Source organism: Fluoribacter gormanii (assembly GCF_900156395.1).
Taxonomy (GTDB): domain Bacteria; phylum Pseudomonadota; class Gammaproteobacteria; order Legionellales; family Legionellaceae; genus Legionella; species Legionella gormanii.
Genome location: NZ_FTNL01000015.1, coordinates 39097 through 56669, shown reverse-complemented (window position 1 = coordinate 56669; position 17573 = coordinate 39097). Strand labels below are relative to the sequence as shown.

Below are 17573 nucleotides of genomic sequence, written 5' to 3'. Positions count from 1 at the left end.
ACTTTAAATTAGTACCAAATTTGATTATTTTCTTGCGACTGCATTAAACACCCTAAATTGGAAATGGGCGCTTATTATTTCTTTTTATTAGATGTACTTCAAATGCAATTTTAAAGTAACAAAAAATTGACAGAGATACTATTATTAAAGCGTGCTTGAGCTATAATTAAACTTATGGAAATCGAATCGAGGAATGATCATGAGCAGAAATATTATGAGTAAAATCATATACATTGCAGTTTTTGCTCTAGGCCTATTTGCTGCTGGAGTGTGCTCCGCACATGGTGGTGGCGGCTGGCATGGCGGCGGTGGTTGGCACGGTGGAGGCTGGCACGGCGGTTACTATCATAGCGGTTGGCACGGTGGTTATGGTGGGTGGGGTGGTTATGGTGGCTGGGGTACTGGTGTTGTTATTGGAGTTCCTTACTATAACGACTATTACTATCCCTCGTGTCAAACTGTTCGCGTATGTAATAGATATGGACATTGTTGGTTACAAGAGTCTTGTTATTAAAACTATATAGAGTTATTTCATTTTTCAACCCACACATACGCAGCGTGGGTTTTTATTTTAAATACTATCATGCACAGGCTTTGGGTGTCTTGAGATATTACTCGGATTGATAAAAAGCCTATAGTATCTATTGGTGAAAATTGATACCATTTTTGATTGTTTTCTGCATTTGACATGAGTCTTTTATGAACAACACATTTGAATATCTGAAGCATATAAATTGGGAACATATTGCTTTTGCACTTCTTCTGCTCTTTCTCGGTTATTTTTTGGCAAAAAAAATCAGCCATTGGGTCGAAAAATTAATTGAAAATCGATTTTCAAAACACCTTGCTATATTATCCAGCCGTGTCATTTATTACGGCTTGTTTCTACTGTTTTCGATTTCAGCATTGCATGAGATGGGGTTTAAATTAACCTTGTTACTAGGTACAGCGGGTCTATTTACTGTAGCTTTAAGTTTTGCTTCGCAAACGGCTGCATCCAATCTCATTAGTGGGGTATTTCTTTTATTTGAGCGTCCTTTTAAAGTGGGGGATGTGATTTCCATAAAAGATATCAAAGGAACGGTAGAAACAATTGACTGGTTATCAACCAAAATCAAAACCAGTGATAATCGTTTGATTCGCATTCCTAACGAAGGTTTAATTAAATCAGAAATTACCAATTTAAGTATTTATCCCCAAAAACGTGATGAGATAATACTTAGAATTGATGCGGTACATGATGTAAATAATATTAAATCTTTACTTTATAAGATTTGTGAGGAGTGCAGCCATATTTTACCAACACCTAAACCTCAAATTTTATTATCACAGATGATTGATAGGGGGGGTGTTGAGCTTAAAGTACTATATTGGTCAAAAAGCGATCTGGCTACGGTACGCGATGAAGTGCTTTCTGCAATTAAAATAACATTTGAACGTGAAGCAATTACTTTTGTTAATGAACGAATTTATATTCCGACGCTCCCCTCGTCTATAACTCCATTACCTCTATAGCCTGAAGGAAAGACGAAGCAAATCCAGATCATTAATTTTTGATTGTTTTCTAAACAGATTTCGCTTCGTGCTCTCTAAATTACAAAATCAAGCCCACTTGCGAGTCATGCATACTAGGTGTATGTTGAATAAGAATGGATTGTAAGTTGGGAGTTGAAATGGAATCAACGATCGAAATTATTGGCTATGTTGCCTGTTGTCTTGTTTTAGCGACTTTCTATGTTAAAAGGATTTTGACATTACGTCTTATCGCTATTTGCTCTAATGTAGCATTTATAATGTACGCGCTTGGTAGTACTCTTTACCCGATTTTTATTCTGCACTCGTTATTATTACCGCTGAATTTATATCGGATTTTTGAAATAAAAAGAAGTTCATTATGTGCTCTTAATCATGGTTCAGTGGAGTCCGTAGTGTCTCTAGACGACTAAGCAAATGGTTAAGAAAGTGTAAATAATAGTTACAAGCGTTTAAAGGTAGAAATGGTATTCTTATTCTAAATTCTTTTTATCATATTAAAGTGATTAACAGGAAATTTGCCTGATTTAAAAGCATCCAGTTCAAAAATTGCGTTGGATGAAGAGAAACATTAGTCGAAAAAATTCCTGCGGTATTTGCAATGCCGCAGGATAGTTTGTGTGCACAACTCTGCTATGGGTGAAATGTAAAAAAACAAGGAATTCGAGAGGAGATATTAACCCGGATTTTGTTCCTCTCCACCCAGGCGCTATCACTCTTGAACTAATCGTTTATTTTTCTGCTCATGCTCAATGAGCCATTTCTTACGTGAAATCCCTCCACCATAACCTCCTAGGTTTCCACTCGAGTTAATGATTCGGTGGCAGGGAACAATAATCGAAAGCGAGTTTGCGCCATTAGCGTTGGCAACTGCTCTGTATGCGCTAGGTTTGCCTAGCGCTTGAGCTTGTTCGGCATAACTTCTAGTTTCCCCATAGGGAATAAGTGTCAAAGCATGCCAAGCCATTTTTTGAAAAGGGGTGCCTAGCATCTGTATCGGAGTATTAAATTTTTTTAAAGTTCCTGCAAAATACGCTTTGAGCTCTTTATTAATTGAACGAATTGGGGAAGAGTCGCCTGGAATAATGGCTGCTTTCATTTTATTTCTTAGCCGTTCTACCTCGCGCTCCAAACCTCTTCGATCGATGAATTCCAAAAGGTATAAAGCGTGTTCATCAGCTACTGCAAGCATTGGTCCAAGAGGCGAGTCGAACCAGGAGGCTTTTAAAACAGTAGGATGTTTTGCTAACTGTGAAGGAGCTGCTCCCATTATTTTAGAAAAAGCATCGCGAAAACCGCTACTGGATTCATATCCTACATTGTGTTGTGTTTCAGTCACTATTGTACCCTCACGAATTTGTTTCATTGCTATACCCATTCTTCTTGCGCGTGCATAAGCAACAAAAGTCATGCCAAAGCGTTTTTTAAATTGCCTGCGTGCCGTTGATGTATCCACTCCTAATGCAGCGAAATCCCTGTCTTTCCATCTCTTCTCAGGATTGGCTTCCACAGCCGCAACCAATTTTTGAATTAAATTAGAAGCCTGGTTGGGATACGACAATGGCTGGCAGCGCATACACGGTCTATATGAAGCAAGGAGTGCCTCTTGAACTGTTTGAAAAAATTCACAGTTTTCAAATTTTGGTTTTTTTGCTGGACAAGTAGGTCGACAAAATATTCCGGTCGATTTTACTCCAACATAGAATAGGCCTTCATATTTGGAGTCTTTAGCAAGTAATGCCTGGTAATATTCATTTTTTGATGTATCAGTTAACATGAATTGCTCAAATCAGTTGTTCACTAGTTACTATAGCTTTTTTTTAAAAAAGTGCGACCGAAATTCAGGCATCGAATTTAAGAACAATTTGTAGCCTGGTACAGTGTAACGTCTCCCGGTGTCTCTTGATACAGGACTAGGTATTATTGAGGCCGCTAAAACAAATAGGCTTCTCTATATTTCCCTGAGCCGGTAAATTGATTCGTACCATGCCGCAGCGATCTGTTCTATAAAAGAGAATATCCAATGCGTTCATGCTTGCCAAAGTTTTAGAATGAGGAAAATGAAAACGATTGTCAAAGCCTAAAGACGCTATAGCGTAGCGTGGTGCAACTTCCAGCAAGAATCGATAAGAAGAGGAAGTTTTACTGCCATGATGAGGGACTATTAAAACATCGGATGCAAGTTTTTCTCCATAGGTTCTTATTAAATAATCTTCGGCTATTTTTTCAATATCACCGGTTAATAAAACTGTTCCGGATTTAGTGCTTACTTGCAGAATACAGGAGTTATTGTTTTTATTTTTAAAATGAATGGTGATGGGCAAGAAACGAAAATGTACGCCATCCCAATTCCACTGCGGATAATCGTGACATGATACACCATGATTATAATAACGAGGCTCATTGACTAATAGTTGTTCCACCTGCATCCCTTTCTCAAGAGAGTTGAGCCCACCTCGGTGATCTTTATCAGGATGACTAATGACGACGGCATCAATTTTTTTTATTCCCAAGGTTTTTAGATAAGGCAAAATCACCATGTTTCCCAGATCATTTCCCTGGAAAAATCGATCTCCGGTATCATAGATCATGACATGATGTTGACTTCTTATCGCAACTGCCAAACCTTGTCCAACATCCAAAATATCAATTACTGCTTCTCCTGGTGCCAGTACAATCCTGGATGGAAAAAATGGAAGCAGTATCCAGAGTAGTGCAATCCATTGAAAGGGTTTAATTGGCAATAAAACCCACATCAGTAAAGCACCCATTAAGATAATCACCAGTTCAATACTATGAATAGACCAATTGATATTAATGATTTCTAAATGTTCAAGGAGGCTTAATCCTTTAAATAACAGGGCAATTAGCAACGCTAAGGGCTTCATTAAGAGGCTGGCAATACCCCATGAACAGAGTGTCATCGTTACTAAAGCCATAGGAACGATCAAAATGCCAACCAGAGGAATAGCAAATAAATTCGCAATAAATCCATTAATTGAACCATAAGAATACCAGTATAGGGTTAAAGGCATGAGTCCAATTAAGCAGCTTAATTGTAAGGCTAAACTTCCTTTGTATCCTTTTAGTCTCCAACGTTGTTGGGTTAAAAGTAAACACGCTACTGCTAGAAAAGAGAAATAAAAACCTTGCATGAATACTGCGTGTGGTTCAATACACAAAACGCCAAAAAGGGCGTATCGCCATATTTGCCAAGCGGAAAAGCGTTGTTTTCCCAGACGATAGAACGTATAAAAAAAACAACCGATTAACGCTCTTTGTACTGGTGGAGCAAATCCTGCTAAAAAGGCATAAAATAAAGCGGCCAAAAGTCCACTGACACTAGCAACATAAGGTGCTGGAATATACAAACAGCATAGAGCGCTTTTAGACCATAACCAACGAATCAGCCAATAAATCATTCCTGATATCAATGCAATATGTTCGCCTGAGATTCCAAAGAGATGGGTAGTGCCCGTGCGTCTAAATAAATCCCAATTTTGTTGGCTAATATGGTTGGTCAAATTTAAAGTTAGTGCTTCAACAACTCCTGCCGTGAATTGATCGGGTGCTAATTGGCTGAGTTTATTGCCCAGACGCTCACGAACTTGAAGCCAACTAAAATGTGAATGAGATTCTAATCGTGATTGATTGTTTTGAGAGAGAATGTAACCAGTCCAATGAATATGCCTTGTATTGAGTGTACCCTCATAATCGGCGCTTCCCGGATTAAGATAATTTCGTGGTTTTTTTAATTTGACTGTGAACTGCCATCGTTGTCCTGCATGTAATTCGGGGGCATTGTTATACCAAGCTAATTGGATTAATCCTTGGGCTGGATGAGTATCGTATTGTTCCAGGGCAAGTAAGAATTGTGTTTTGGAAAAATCATGGGTAGGAATCGATGCAATTGTTCCTTGAATTGTTACTTTTGGGATTACGGCATTATTGGGTATTGCTTTGGGTAAAACAAATGATTGATGCAGGTATGCCAGTAAAGCACCTAAAATAAAAAATAGAATCAGGGAATACTTTGGACTGAGAAAAAAGACGAGTAAGCAAATTAGAGGTAAAGAACGATTGAACGTATAGAGATAGAGTATGCCTGTGAAAAAGCAAAAAATTTCCATTTCATTTTTAAGTTGGACTATCCGTTAAGTGGCATAGTAGAGAATAGGTTTTGGTTTGTAAAGCAAATTTTTTTACTGTGATTGCTTGGATGTGGAGGGATAACGATCTGATCCAGATAAATGTACATTCCAATTTATCTTGAATTCCAACAAATAGTTTGTGCGACTCCTAATGAGTCTATAGCTGTTTTTGCATTCGATTGATCAATAGTCATACTGGCACAAGTTGCATCTTTTGTTTGACTACCTATCGGGGTGGCTTTTAGTGTATAAGTAGCGGTTCCTAAATGAGCCAAGCTAATACTGTAAAAACCTTGAGTTGATGTTTGCGGAAATGAGGATAATGCCTTACAGGGTGCATTATAAGAAAAATTTTGAGCATAACATCGTTCCAGGTTGAATTGAGTTTGTGCTAATGTCGCGATAGCATCGGAGCGACGCACTTTTAGCAAGAAATGAACGTAGCATGGATAGGCTATTGCGGCCAGTATTGCCATAATAAATATGGCAATCATCAATTCAATTAAGGTGAATCCTTTTCTTCGTATTTGATTCTTTTTTTGCATCCGTGTTGACACCAGAAATACTCGATTGTTTTGCACCAAGTGGGCACTGCTGTGGGTAGTATGTATTTTTCAGTGAGTGCCCTTTAGTCATTTTTCTAATCCCATTCGATAAATTTCTCAATATCATTGCTTGCAATTTTGTATTGCTGAGGTTGTTTTTTGTTCTGCGCAAGAATATGAGGCCTATTACATTGAATTCGATTTTTAAATGATTTTAGTGCATCTTCTAAATTGACAAATTCATAACCATTCTTTTTATACAAATTGATGATATCAGGCAAAACATAAGCATTAAGTAGATTAGCATGAATTAGTAAAATTTGTGATTGCTCGGTATTTTGATGAAATTCATTGTGTTCCTCAGCCCGTAGGGTCTGTTGCCAAATAAAATCAAGATAAAAAGGTTTCAATTCGTCAAGATAGCTGCGTCTGTTTATTTCAGGAACCGATAGCAAACGTTGATTAAAGACAAAATCTTTAGAGTCTATTGTAATAGGGGCAACATGATAATTTTTTCGCGCAAGATAACAGAGTATATCTTCTTTTTTTTGTCCAGAGCTCATTGCCAAATAAGGATAACGAAAATATTTAGGTTTCGTTAAAACAGGGTGTAAAATGTTGTCTGCACCTCGAATTTCCTGAATGTATTCTTTAGTATCCATTTTATTTAAATTTGCATGGGTAAGGGTGTGGTTACCTAATCCAAAACCAGCATCACGAAATTTATGCAGAATTTCCCAGTTATTCTTGCGTACTTCACTGGCAATAATAAATCCAGTAGCAGGAACTTGTTCCTTGGTCATGGTATCAATCATCATATTCAAATGAAAGTTTCGATACTCGCCTACAAAAGGTAAATCATCAATGGTGATGGATACTGTTTTTTTGTGGGTAAATGATTTTTTTGCGGACTCTTTTTTTATCTCGGAAGGCTCTTGAGATTCATTCTCGGAATCTAAAATACTACTAACGTTGTAAGCGGTGTCTTTAGAAATGCGGTGTCCAAATGCAAAACCGATGCTTTGACTTGCTATTAAAAGCATGAGAATAAACGATATCTTTTTAATAATTAATTTAATTTTCATTAGTGCTAGGTACAAACAAATAGGGAAAAATGACATTGTAACAAAAAATTAGCCTAAATGGCTTATCTTAGATGAGGTGGTTACAAAAATATTAAGAAGATAAGGTGGCAAAATGTGAATAATTTAGCCGCCTTATCTTTAGGGTCAGAGTAAAAAGAGTTGATGATTAAAACTAGCCTTTTTTGCCAATCGCAGGCGATGTATGTTCCAGTTCTTCTTCATCATCCTCTTCTTCTTCATCTTCGACCTTGCTTCCAAAGAAGGTTTTATTGAGTGCGGAAGAGAAGCTGCCTAAGTAACCTTTAGACTCTTTGTCAGACTTTTTGGTTTCTTTTTTGGTTTCTTTTTTGAATTCATCGACAACACCTTTTAACGATGCGATGCGGCAATCATAGATCATGTCAATAAGTAAATTAAAGGAACCTTTTAAATTAAAGTCTGCAATTGCTGAGAAAATATGGTTATCTCGTATTGCTTTTTTGCCATTATTTTTCGGAGCTACTGTCATAAATTGCATAAATTGAGTTGTTGATGTAACCAAAGATTCAACATCTTGCGGGTTTACTTCATCTACAGCAAGAATCTTATTTAATCCCTTGAAAATAACAGATTTTTCTGATCTTGATAGGTATGAAGAGGCATACTCATTATCGATTTGTTTACGAACCAGATGCATGGATCCAGCGAGAATGGCAACTTTTTCAGCTTCATCGACTTCTGAAATTTTCAGTGCATCTCTTATTGCGTTTAGAAAATGCAGCTGGGCAATACGCTCTGGTGATTTTAACTTTTCAATCTTGGAAACATTTTTATCAGCAAGCTCATCTTTAATTAATTCATCAAGCGCCGCATTGAGTTTATCCCATCCACCAAATCGATCGGTTGCAGAGGCAGGGGATTTTCTGTTTGATTTGAATTTATTGAGTTCAACAGGTGTTTGTCCATCATTAGTGAAAGAAGCAACAATTGCCTTCTGGGCGTCTTTTTCAAGTTTATAGGAGGTTTGAATTAACTTGTCCAGGCTATCTGTTGGGACAGCAGTTAACATATGGTTTTTTGCAAATCCATTACGGGAATCATTTCCTATAAAAACTTGGTTTAGCAAAGCGTTTATTGCAGTATAGAATTTGGAAACTTGATATAAGTCAGGCTTGTCTTCTGCTTTGACGTCATCGCTAATTCCTATTGCATCTTTCAGGCGAGCGCTGAGTAAACCAGATGACTCTATCATACCTCGGTTATTTTCGATATCTTGGATTACTGTTAACATTGCGCCATAAAAAGCATTTGTTAAATTGACAACTGCCGCATGGTTTTTTTCTTTTTCTTTTGCTTGGTCTTCTACTTGAATAAGTATTGAAGAGAGGAATTGAAGTTCAAATTTTCTTTGAGGGTTAGTAAGATCTTCAATTTTTCCTTTATGTTCACGTTTTAATATAATTTGAACGGTATCATCAAAATGTCTTCTTAATTCACTTAGTTCCTTTAATACAAACGTCATGTTAGTCTCCAAATGTCCAATGGATAGATATGTAAGATCTTCTTACAAGGGCTCAGTGTAAACTAAAGTAATCCGCTCGTCATGTATTTTCATTATACAATTTCAGTCTTTTAGTAAAAAGTAATAAAATTCATTATGTTAGCCAGAACATTCAGCATGGAAATTGGTATGTTTTTTATCAATAAACATAAAAAAAATTGTATTAATTAAAATAAAGGGTAATATTCCTGACAATTTTTTATTGAGTGCTTAATCAATGTAGCTTTATAAAGCGAGTTGAAACCTAAGATTCATAGATTTTACTTACTTGCAAGAGAGAAAATTTTTAACGAGGGTCTGTTTTGAATATTGAAAACGAAAAACAGTTGCAGCAACAATTTTTTTATAATGCACACTTTGCATTAGTCTTTCTTCTCGTGTGTCGAATTATTTCCATATGTTTTATACCATTGAATGATGTTTCCGAAGCACGTTATGCAGAAATTGCTCGCAAGATGTTAGAAACCGGAAATTGGGTGACGCCACTTCATGATTATGGTATTCCTTTTTGGGCGAAGCCGCCTCTGTCTACCTGGTTGTCTGCTTTTTCAATGAAACTTTTTGGCGTGAATGAATTTGCGGTTCGGTTACCCGGCTTGTTTCTGTCTTTGGTTACGATATGGCTTATTTGGTATTTGGTTAAAAGACATGGCGGCGATGTGATTGCTATGATCACCACCTTAATTCTTGCAGGAACATTGTATTTTTTCCTTGATGCAGGAACTGTAATGACCGACCCCTCTTTAGTCCTTTGCATTACTTTGGTTGAGGTTGCATTTTGGCGTGCGTTGGTTGATGGAAGTAAACTTTGGTCTTATGTTTTTTTTATAGGCCTGGGGTTAGGTTTGTTAGCAAAAGGCCCTGTTGCCGTTGTTTTATCGGGAATGCCAATATTTTTTTGGGTTTTATTACGGAAGCAATGGCGTAATTTATGGGAGCGATTGCCTTGGATAAAGGGCATAATGCTAATGCTTGCTATAGCTCTTCCCTGGTATATTTGGGCGGAAATAAGAACGCCGGGTTTTTTGAATTATTTTATTATTGGCGAGAATTTTAATCGATTTTTAAAACCTGGATGGGCAGGTGATAAATATGGTTATGCGCATCAGCAATCCTGGGGAATGATTTGGGTATATGCTGTAATTGGAACCTTGCCTTGGTGTCTACTAGGCGCTGCTTGGTTTATTAAATGCAGGCATAATGTACGCAAAGTATTTGTCGACAATGATGGGTGGTTGAGCTATTTTTTTCTGTGCACTATAGTTCCACTCTGCTTTTTTACCTTTTCCAGCAACATTATTTATACCTATGTTTTTCCCAGCATTCCTGCTTTTTCAGTGTTTTTTGTGGCGTACTGGGAGCGCGTTGGTGCCATCCTAAGAGTAAAACAACTTATTACAAAGCTCTCTATACTTGTAGGTGTGCTTTTTCTTGGGGCAACTCTTGCTTTTAATGCAATACCAGAAGCAATATCCAAAACAGAAAAATTTGTAGTTGCTGCTTGGTTAAAGCAACATCCTGCTGCTGGAAGCTATCTGATTTATTGGAGTTACAAAACAGAATTTTCAGCTCAATTTTACTCAGGAGGTCGGGTGAAACCTGCTGTGAGTAATAAAGAGCTTTGCCGCTTGCTCGACAATGGACTAGAAAATTATTTGGTAATTAAGCCATATAATACCACCGATATCTCACCTGAACTGTTTTCCAAAATGGTCCTAATTCAACGTGTTTATTCCGGTGATAAACGGTTTTTATTGATGCGTATTCCGGTTTCGGCAAAACAAACTTGTGAAAACATAAAAACAGCAAAAGCGGGAAACTCCAAATATTATTACCTTGAGCAGGGAGATCTTTTACGACACGTACTCACTTAAGTTTGTTCAATAAAGATACCAATTTATTTAGAGTTTTGGTATAATCGGGCGCAATTTTTAAGCCATAAGGAGTAACTGTGTCGCAATCTGTTGCAGTGGATTCGAGAAGCTTTGTGCCCCGTGGTGATTTCATGGCCTGGGTTGTGTGCCTGTCAGCAGGACTCTTTTTCTTATATGAATTTTTTCAACTCAACATTTTTGATGTGATTAATCAGCCTTTACGCGATGATTTTCATATTGATGCAACTCAATTAAGTTGGATGTCCAGTGCTTATTTGTGGGCAGATATTTTATTTCTTCTCCCTGCGGGAATTATTCTGGATCGTTTTTCTACACGCACTGTTATTTTAAGTGCGATGTTCATTTGTGTTCTTGGCACGATAGGTTTTGCATTAACCCACTCGTTTATTTTGGCTTCGTTATGTCATTTTCTTTCTGGGATAGGTAATGCATTTTGCTTTTTATCCTGCGTCGTTTTAGTATCGCATTGGTTTCCACCAAGAAGGCAAGCTCTTGTTATTGGCTCTTTGGTTACTATGGCATTCGTTGGTGGGATGATGGCCCATACTCCTTTTGCTTATCTTTATGAACTGTTTGGATGGCGTAAGGCTTTGTTAATTGATGGCGCCGTTGGTGCTGTATTGCTGCTGTGGATTTACTATATGGTAAGCGATAAACCTGCAGAGTCACCAATGAAAATTCGTACCAATCAGGGGCAAGTCATTTCGGGATTTATCAAAGCATTATCTAATTCACAAAATTGGTTGGCAGGTTTTTACACCTCTTTTCTTAATTTACCTATTATGGTCTTATGCGCTTTATGGGGCGCGAGTTACTTGCAAGTGGTTCATCATTTACCCGAAATGGTAGCCAGCAATGTTGTCAGTTTGATTTTTATGGGAAGTGTAATTGGTTGCCCATTAGCAGGATGGTTGTCTGACTCCCAGGGGCGTCGTAAGCCTTTAATGATCGGGGGAGCTATTGCAACCCTTATCACCGTAATTCCTTTATTCCTGGATATCGTTTTATCGCAATTTGCGCTGAGTATTATCTTTTTTGCTTTAGGCTTTTTTACCAGCACACAAGTAATTTCCTATCCTTTAGTGGCTGAAAGTAATTCTGCTGAAAATACCGGTGCTGCAACAGGTATTGCCTCTGTAATTATCATGGGCGGTGGTGGTGTAGGACAAGTTCTCTATGGTTGGTTAATAACCCATCATGCTGGGTCGACAGTGACAACTTATTCTGTGGCTGATTTTCAATACGCCATGTGGATGTTCCCAATAACAACGGTTGCGGCTTTAATTGCCGTATTAATAACCCGTGAAACATATTGCAAGCGATAAAGCTGAGGAGTAAAAATGCAAGTGGTGGATGAGTTTCAAGGATATAATGAGATTAAATCGTCATTATTACCCTGGATGGTGTGTTTTGCTGCGACCTTATTCTTTTTTTATGAGTTTATTCAGGGGAATATGTTTGCGTCCATTGCTGCAAATATCATGCAGGATTATCAGATACAAGCTGATAAAATGGCCTGGTTATCAAGCATTTACTATCTTTCTAATGTATTGTTTCTTTTTGTTGCGGGGATGGTTCTTGACCGCTTCTCGATTAAGAATACATTGTTAATTGCAATGTTTTTATGTGTGGCCAGTACTTTTCTTTTGGCTTATTCCCATTCATTTTATATGGCCTTATTTTGTCGGTTTATAACAGGCATTGGCAGTGCTTTCTGTTTCTTGGGGCCTGTGCGTTTAGCGTCTCATTGGTTTCCTCCAAAGCGTATGGCCTTGGTCACTGGCGCTATAGTGACTATGGCAATGGCAGGAGGCATGTTGGCGCAATATCCTTTAACCAAGTTAGTTATTTTGGTTGGATGGCGCCAGGCAGTACAAGATGTGGGAATTCTTGGTTTTGCCATGCTCATCGTTATGTTTTTTTGGATAAAAGAAAGACCGCAAACAGCAATAAAGCAAGTTGTTAAACCAATCAATGTAGTCTCAGCAGCTAAAAAGGCTTATTTAAATACCCAATATTTGCGGGCAGCCTTTTATGCCAGTTTAATGAATATGGCTATTGCCGTATTCGGTGCCATGATGGGTACTTTATATCTGGTACAACGCCTGGATATTAGTTCTTCACAAGCGTCTGTGGTAAATGGCATGTTATTTTTGGGGGCGATTATTGGCTCACCTTTGGTCGGTTGGATATCTGATAAAATGGGTTTACGGATTATGCCTATGAGAATAGGCGTAATTGCTTCCTTATTGACGTTGCTTGCAGTGCTTTATCTTCCTGTTTCTTATAGTATGATGGCATTTTTGTTTTTCTTGCTTGGTTTCTTTACTTCGGCGCAAGTGATAAGTTACGCATTGGTGGCTGAAAGTAGTTCACCTGCAATGACCGCAACAGCTGTAAGCGTCATTTCGATATTGACCCAAGGCGGTTATATTGTGTATCAAAATATGTTCAGTTACTTATTAACGAATCATGGCGGCATGCAAATGGTTAACGGAACTCCTGTTTATCTACTCGATGCATATCAATATGCTGCAATTATTTTGCCTGTAGGTTTATTAATTGCTTTTTTCATGCTTGTAGGTTTAAAAGAAACGCACTGCCAACATATCGAGGATTAAGATGACAGGGAGAGTTTGTATATTACTGATGGATTCTTTTGGCATTGGTGCTAGTTTGGATGCCGCTCGCTATGGTGATGCTGGAGCCAATACTTTTGTTCATATCCATCAGGCATGTGAGCGTGGTGAATGCAATCGAGAAGGAGTGCGCCTAGGCCCATTAACTTTGCCAAATCTCGCCAAATTAGGACTTTATCATGCAACCCTAGCCAGTTGTGGCTTGCGTTTTGTTGAATTGTCTACATTTCCTGAACCTGTTGGCTATTATGGTTATGCAGTAGAACAGAGCTTAGGCAAGGATACTCCTAGCGGTCATTGGGAGTTAGCAGGAGTTCCTGTGACGTTTGAATGGGGGTATTTTCCTGAGCAACCGTTTTGTTTTCCGCAAAAATTAATTGATACGTTTATTCAACGTGCCGGCTTACCAGGAGTTCTTGGTGAGAAGCATGCCTCGGGAACTACAATTCTTGAAGAATTAGGTGAAGAGCACATACGAAGTGGAAAACCAATAGTTTATACTTCTGCAGACAGTGTATTTCAAATTGCAGCCCATGAAGAATATTTTGGTTTGCAACGTTTGTATGATATTTGTGAAATCGCGCGTACTTTAGTAGATGAGTATCAGATCGGACGGGTGATCGCTCGACCTTTTATTGGTCAACCAGGAGCCTTCAAACGAACTGCTCATCGCAAGGATTACGCAACGTTACCGCCCGCAAAAACACTGCTTGATTACATGAAAGAAGCAGGCCGTGAGGTGATTGCGCTAGGGAAAATTGCTGATATTTATGCTCATCAGGGAGTAACGCAAGTGATTAAGGCTGATGATAATATGGGCTTATTTGATGCTACGTTGAGCGCAATGAAGACTGCTCCTGAAGGGAGTTTGGTTTTCACAAATTTTGTAGACTTTGATTCCTCATTTGGCCATCGGCGTGATGTAACGGGTTATGCACATGCGCTTGAAGAGTTTGATGCACGTCTTCCAGAGCTTGATGCTTTATTAAAGCCGAATGATCTGGTTGTTATTGCAGCGGATCATGGTTGTGATCCTACTTTTCCTGGTTCAGATCATACAAGAGAGCATATTCCTGTATTAGCTTATGGTCCAAGTCTTAAAAGTCGCTTTATTGGACGTCGCGATACCTTTGCTGATGTAGGCCAAAGTATTGCACAACATCTTGGATTAGAGAATTTATCTCATGGAATATCTTTTTTAATCTGAGTCCGTAGGTTTTTATTTTAACTGTTTACGTACTTGCGCCAACTTAAAATCATTGTCCAGAGGGCAAGTCGTAGGCAGGAATTCACGATTGAAAAATCTGTGTTACCCTATACTTCACCCATGTTACGTTCTGATGTCTTAGTTGCAATTTATTCACTTTGTCCCCCCTTGTTTTTTTGCTTATCATCCCCATGTATGTGGTTCCGGTTTGATTTGAGGATTTTATTTTGGAACAGTTTCGTGGGACAACCATACTTTCAGTACGACGCGGAAATCAAGTGGTTATCGGTGGAGATGGCCAGGTAACTTTAGGTAACACCGTGATGAAGGGTAATGCGCGTAAGGTGCGACGCCTCTACAAAGATCAAGTAATTGCTGGCTTTGCTGGTGGTACTGCGGATGCATTCACACTTTTTGAACGTTTTGAGAGCAAGTTGGAAATGCATCAAGGCCATTTGGTCCGTGCTGCTGTTGAGCTTGCTAAAGATTGGCGAACAGACAGAATGTTGCGCCGATTAGAAGCAGTTCTTGCGGTTGCAGACGTCAAATCTTCCTTAATTATTACAGGTAATGGCGATGTAATCGAACCTGAGCATAGCTTGATTGCTATTGGTTCAGGCGGTCCTTTTGCCCAAGCAGCTGCACGAGCATTGATGGAAAATACAAAATTATCTGCTGTAGAAATAGTACGTAAAGCATTAAGTATTGCTGGAGATATTTGTATTTATACCAATAACAATTTAACTATAGAAGAATTAAATAATGGCAACAAATAACAGCAAGAAGACGACTCCTCGTGAGATTGTCCGAGAAGTGATGACTCCTCGTGAAATTGTCCAGGAATTGGATAAATATATTATTGGCCAGGATGATGCGAAAAGAGCGGTTGCAATCGCATTACGTAATCGCTGGCGGCGCATGAATATTAAAGATCCTGCTTTGCGCAATGAAATCATGCCTAAAAATATTCTAATGATTGGACCAACTGGTGTTGGTAAGACAGAAATTGCGCGACGTTTAGCTAAATTAGCTCGTGCCCCCTTCATCAAAGTAGAAGCAACAAAATTTACCGAGGTAGGATACGTTGGACGCGATGTAGATTCCATTCTGCGCGATTTGGCGGATATTGCGGTAAAACAAGAACGTGAATTTGCGATGAAAAAAGTGGAGCATTTGGCTGAAGATGCAGCTGAAGAACGAGTTCTTGATGTACTGCTTCCGCCTGCACGCGGTAGCTTAACTCCGAGTGAAAAAGACAGCACAGCCAGACAAGTCTTTCGTAAGCAATTGCGTGAAGGAATTCTTGATGAAAACGAAATTGAAATAGAGGTTTCAGCAACACCAATAGGCATTGAAATTATGGCGCCTCCAGGCATGGAAGAAATGACAAGTCAATTACAATCAATGTTTCAACAAGTAGGTACTCATCGAACAAAAACACGCAAAATGACTATAGCCAAGGCAATGCAGATTTTACGAGAAGAAGAAGCTGCTAAGCTGATTAATGAAGATGATATTAAAATTCGTGCCATAGAAAATGTGGAGCAAAATGGAATTGTCTTTATTGATGAATTGGACAAAGTAGCACGTCGTACTGAAAATGCGGGCGGTGGGGATGTTTCTCGTGAAGGCGTACAAAGAGATCTATTACCTCTAGTTGAAGGAACATCAGTTACTACTAAATACGGTATGATTCGTTCGGATCATATTTTATTTATTGCATCTGGGGCATTCCATGTAGCTAAGCCATCCGATTTGATTGCAGAATTGCAAGGTAGATTACCTATACGTGTGGAATTATCTGCTCTTTCTGTTGATGATTTCGTACGTATTCTTACAGAGCCTACTGCATCATTAACATTGCAATACAGTGCTTTAATGGCTACTGAAGGACTGACATTGACTTTTGATGAGTCAGGGATTAGACGTATTGCCGAAGTAGCCTGGCAAGTGAATGAGCGTACAGAAAATATTGGGGCGCGTAGGCTCTATACCGTGATGGAGCGGTTATTAGAAGTCGTTTCCTTTGAAGCCACAGATAAATCAGGCGAATCTGTTCATGTTGATAAAGAATATGTTGAAAAAAACCTAGGACAGCTCGTCGCTGACGAGGATTTAGCTCGTTATATTCTTTAAACTAAATTGGCCTGAGCACTAAGTGAATCCGGGATTTATGAAAATAAATGAATTACTTAATCCCGGATTCTGCGGCACTAAACTTGGGTAACAAATCTTCAGTAATTCAACGCGATAACCTTTATTTCCAAAATCCGAGGTTTATTTTTTATTTGCTTGTTATAATCAGTAAGTCAAATAAATTAAGGAAAATTATTATGACAACTCGGGCACTCTTGTTTAATTTACGGAGGACTTGAATCAATTGTAATTTTGGTATGTGATTAAAAGAAACTGCAAGTTCTAAAAAATGGTTGTTCTCACGGAGGAGAATAAAATGTCACATCAACTGAGTTCTATTGCTACAATAAAAGGTGAAGATTTTGAGTTTTTAGAAGAGGGAACAGATGATGCTTCCGAAAATGATGAGCCCCACTCTTCTTTTTCGTGTATTGGTATAAAAACGTATTCATTTTTTAATAATCCAAAATTGACTTTTGATTTCCCTGCTCAAGCCAAGATTTGGAATAAATGCAGGGGAGACTCAAATCACAGAAGAATCAAGGCTTTGCTTATAGATTACACTCAAGAAGATTGTTTATTTGGTTCATTTATCGGACGTATGATTTCAGGATATTGGAATAGACATCATGTTAGTGCAGTAAGTAAAATTATCGCGAATATGTCGGTTAATAATTATTATGATTCAGCTGATGACATTGTTTCTGACTTGAAAACATTAAAACCTAAAAAAGGAGGGGCTTTGTATCAGCTAATTAAATTTATTGAAATGAAATTGGAAGCCCAGCTAAAGTATGATTTTAAATTTTAATCCGGAACGCAGTTGGGTTGTTGCGAACAAG

General features: G+C 38.3%; 14 protein-coding genes. 9 read left to right on the top strand and 5 right to left on the bottom strand.

The window, feature by feature from the left end; translation table 11 throughout:
- The first annotated feature begins 199 nt into the window (after positions 1-199).
- Complete coding sequence (locus BW930_RS10460; protein WP_076547519.1) at positions 200-514, top strand: hypothetical protein; 315 nt, start codon at positions 200-202, stop codon at positions 512-514.
- A 185-nt stretch (positions 515-699) separates the two neighbouring features.
- The gene (locus BW930_RS10455) at positions 700-1515 is read left to right on the top strand and encodes a mechanosensitive ion channel family protein (RefSeq protein WP_058467142.1); all 816 of its coding nucleotides are present in this window, start codon (positions 700-702) and stop codon (positions 1513-1515) included.
- 730 nt (positions 1516-2245) lie between these two features.
- Here the strand turns inward: BW930_RS10455 and BW930_RS10445 are convergent.
- The 5 genes from BW930_RS10445 to BW930_RS10425 all read right to left on the bottom strand — a co-directional run bounded on the left by BW930_RS10445 (position 2246) and on the right by BW930_RS10425 (position 8815).
- Positions 2246-3310, bottom strand: coding sequence for a bifunctional transcriptional activator/DNA repair enzyme AdaA (locus BW930_RS10445; RefSeq protein ID WP_058467141.1), 1065 nt, complete (start codon positions 3308-3310; stop codon positions 2246-2248).
- 136 nt (positions 3311-3446) lie between these two features.
- Positions 3447-5663, bottom strand: coding sequence for a DNA internalization-related competence protein ComEC/Rec2 (locus BW930_RS10440; protein WP_058467140.1), 2217 nt, complete (start codon positions 5661-5663; stop codon positions 3447-3449).
- A 134-nt stretch (positions 5664-5797) separates the two neighbouring features.
- On the bottom strand, positions 5798-6229 hold the full coding sequence (locus BW930_RS10435) for a type IV pilin protein (RefSeq protein WP_058467139.1): 432 nt from the start codon (positions 6227-6229) through the stop codon (positions 5798-5800).
- A 95-nt stretch (positions 6230-6324) separates the two neighbouring features.
- A complete protein-coding gene (locus tag BW930_RS10430; protein WP_058467138.1) occupies positions 6325-7314 on the bottom strand; it encodes a polysaccharide deacetylase family protein in 990 nt (329 codons plus the stop codon).
- Between the two features lie 172 nt (positions 7315-7486).
- Positions 7487-8815 carry a hypothetical protein gene (locus BW930_RS10425; RefSeq protein WP_058467137.1) on the bottom strand — a complete coding sequence of 443 codons (1329 nt, stop codon included), beginning with the start codon at positions 8813-8815 and terminating at the stop codon, positions 7487-7489.
- 341 nt (positions 8816-9156) lie between these two features.
- On the opposite strand from BW930_RS10425, the gene BW930_RS10420 reads away from it, so the two are divergent.
- The 7 genes from BW930_RS10420 to BW930_RS10390 all read left to right on the top strand — a co-directional run bounded on the left by BW930_RS10420 (position 9157) and on the right by BW930_RS10390 (position 17542).
- Positions 9157-10728, top strand: coding sequence for an ArnT family glycosyltransferase (locus BW930_RS10420; RefSeq protein WP_082647063.1), 1572 nt, complete (start codon positions 9157-9159; stop codon positions 10726-10728).
- 77 nt (positions 10729-10805) lie between these two features.
- A complete protein-coding gene (locus BW930_RS10415) occupies positions 10806-12074 on the top strand; it encodes an MFS transporter (RefSeq protein WP_058467136.1) in 1269 nt (422 codons plus the stop codon).
- Between the two features lie 15 nt (positions 12075-12089).
- A complete protein-coding gene (locus tag BW930_RS10410; RefSeq protein WP_058467135.1) occupies positions 12090-13370 on the top strand; it encodes an MFS transporter in 1281 nt (426 codons plus the stop codon).
- 1 nt (position 13371) lies between these two features.
- Positions 13372-14595, top strand: a complete 1224-nt coding sequence (locus BW930_RS10405; protein ID WP_058467134.1) for a phosphopentomutase — start codon at positions 13372-13374, stop codon at positions 14593-14595.
- A gap of 227 nt (positions 14596-14822) precedes the next feature.
- On the top strand, positions 14823-15371 hold the full coding sequence (hslV, locus tag BW930_RS10400; RefSeq protein ID WP_058467133.1) for an ATP-dependent protease subunit HslV: 549 nt from the start codon (positions 14823-14825) through the stop codon (positions 15369-15371).
- Positions 15358-16731 carry an ATP-dependent protease ATPase subunit HslU gene (hslU, locus tag BW930_RS10395; RefSeq protein WP_172461596.1) on the top strand — a complete coding sequence of 458 codons (1374 nt, stop codon included), beginning with the start codon at positions 15358-15360 and terminating at the stop codon, positions 16729-16731. The genes hslV and hslU overlap by 14 nt, the downstream gene beginning before the upstream one ends.
- Positions 16732-17047: 316 nt before the next feature.
- Positions 17048-17542, top strand: coding sequence for a DUF5617 domain-containing protein (locus tag BW930_RS10390; protein WP_058467132.1), 495 nt, complete (start codon positions 17048-17050; stop codon positions 17540-17542).
- Positions 17543-17573 lie beyond the last annotated feature (31 nt).